The following is a 1,841-nucleotide window of genomic DNA, read 5'->3' on the forward strand; positions in this document are numbered from 1 at the left end:
GGGTGGGGCAGGGGGCTCGGCTGGAGCGCTGCGCCGTGTTCGAGGAGACGCAGGTGGCGCCCGGTGAGGTGCTCACCGAGGTGCTCGCGTGGGGCCCGCACCGGGTGCCCGCTTCGCTTTCGGGGCGCTAAAGGCTTCGGGCCTTCGCTGACGGGGCCCGTCCTCCTGTTTGGGAGGCCGGGCCCTTGTCATGGGCTTCAGGCGGCGTGGTAGCGCGCGAGCACGCAGGTGACGTTGTCGTTGCCGCCCGCCGCGTTGGCCAGGTCGATGAGCTGGCCGCACGCCTTCTCCAGCTCTGGCGTGCGCGACAGGATGTCCTGCATCTGCGCGTCGGTGACCATGCCGCTCAGGCCGTCCGAGCACAGCAGGAAGACGTCGTTCTCCAGCGGATCCACGCGGGTGACGTCCACCTGCACCTGCTCCTTCATCCCCAGCGCGCGCACGATGACGTTCTTGTGGGGGAAGTTTTCAATCTCCTCCGGTGAGAGCTTCTTCGCCTTGAGGTAGTCGTTGAGCAGCGAGTGGTCTTCCGTCACCTGCTGGAGGATGCCGCCGCGGAAGAAGTACACCCGGCTGTCGCCCACGTGGCCCACGTAGACCGCGCTGTCCGCGAAGTGCACGGACACGATGGTGGTGCCCATGCCCTTGTACTTGGTGTCCACGGTGGCGCGCTCGAAGATGCGGGCGTTGGCCAGCTTGATGCCGGTGGACAGCCGGTTCTCATCGTAGTTGCGCTGCTTGTCCATCTTGAACGGCCAGGTGGCGTCCTGGTCCTTGGACGTCATGCGGAAGAACTCACCCAGCTCGTCCACCGCGATGCGGCTGGCGATCTCACCGGACGAGTGACCGCCCATGCCGTCCGCCACGACCACGAGGTTCTCCTCGGTGAGCACGAGGTAGTTGTCCTCGTTGTGGTTCCGCTTCATCCCGACGTGGGTGCTGCCGGCGACCTCGATGCGCATGCGTGGGGACTCTTCCGGGAGAGGCGTGAAAATCGGGCCGCGACGTTAACAAAGCGGTCGGAAAGGGGTCAAAAAGCTCTCGTCGATGAAGTCCCCACCCTCCGGGTGTGGGTGGGCGGGGAGGCGAAGAGGGCGTTGGCCTTTCAGGAGATAACAGTCTCCGCTGGCGCGAACACCAGCCGGTCGCCCTCCTGGGTGCCGCTGGCCAGGAGGACGCCCGAGGGCAGCTCCAGGACCGAGCGGGCCCGGCGGTAGATGGAGGTGGCACGCCAGGGGGGAAGCGCGGACAGTTGCTTGACGATGCGCCCTTCCGCGTCCAGGAAGGCGACGTCGATGGGGATGCGCATGAAGAACGTGTGGATGGAGTTGCAGGGCTCGATGTGCATCCCGGCCCCCATCGGCAGCGAGGCGCGGCCCATGAGGCCCTGGAAGCGCTCGACGAAGGACTCGGCCCGTTCGGCGTTGTCCGCGAGCAGCCGCTGCCGCGTTTCGTTGGTCACCCTCCAGTGCATGTCCCGTGTTCTACCCCATGCTTGAGCCCCTGGCGTCCCCCCTGCACCTGGTCCTGGTCTCCCCCCAGATTCCGCCCAACACGGGCAACGTGGCCCGACTGTGCGCGGTGACGGGCTGCCGGCTCATCCTGGTGGAGCCCCTGGGGTTCTCCATCGACGACAAGAACCTCAAGCGGGCGGGGCTGGACTACTGGGACAAGGTGTTCCTGAAGCTGTACCCGACCTACGACGCCTATGTGGCGGAGTACCCGGCGGCCCGGCGGTGGCTGTTCTCCGCCCGGGCCCAGACGTCGCTCTACGCGGCCCGGTTCCAGGCGGGGGACCACCTGGTGTTCGGCTCGGAGGTAACAGGCCTGTTGCCGGAGGT

The 1,841-nt window shown here is 67.0% G+C and carries 3 protein-coding genes; 1 reads left to right on the plus strand and 2 read right to left on the minus strand.

Going from position 1 to position 1,841, the window contains the following annotated elements:
* Window positions 1–197: 197 nt before the first annotated feature.
* Window positions 198–962, minus strand: a complete 765-nt coding sequence (locus D7V88_RS41120; protein WP_120545909.1) for a Stp1/IreP family PP2C-type Ser/Thr phosphatase — start codon at window positions 960–962, stop codon at window positions 198–200.
* 143 nt (window positions 963–1,105) lie between these two features.
* On the minus strand, window positions 1,106–1,474 hold the full coding sequence (locus D7V88_RS41125) for a DUF192 domain-containing protein (protein WP_120545910.1): 369 nt from the start codon (window positions 1,472–1,474) through the stop codon (window positions 1,106–1,108).
* A gap of 17 nt (window positions 1,475–1,491) precedes the next feature.
* On the opposite strand from D7V88_RS41125, the gene D7V88_RS41130 reads away from it, so the two are divergent.
* On the plus strand, window positions 1,492–1,841 hold a 350-nt coding region (locus D7V88_RS41130), incomplete at its 3' end, for a tRNA (cytidine(34)-2'-O)-methyltransferase (RefSeq protein WP_120545911.1).

Origin of the sequence: Corallococcus terminator (assembly GCF_003611635.1) — a bacterium.
Lineage (GTDB): Bacteria > Myxococcota > Myxococcia > Myxococcales > Myxococcaceae > Corallococcus > Corallococcus terminator.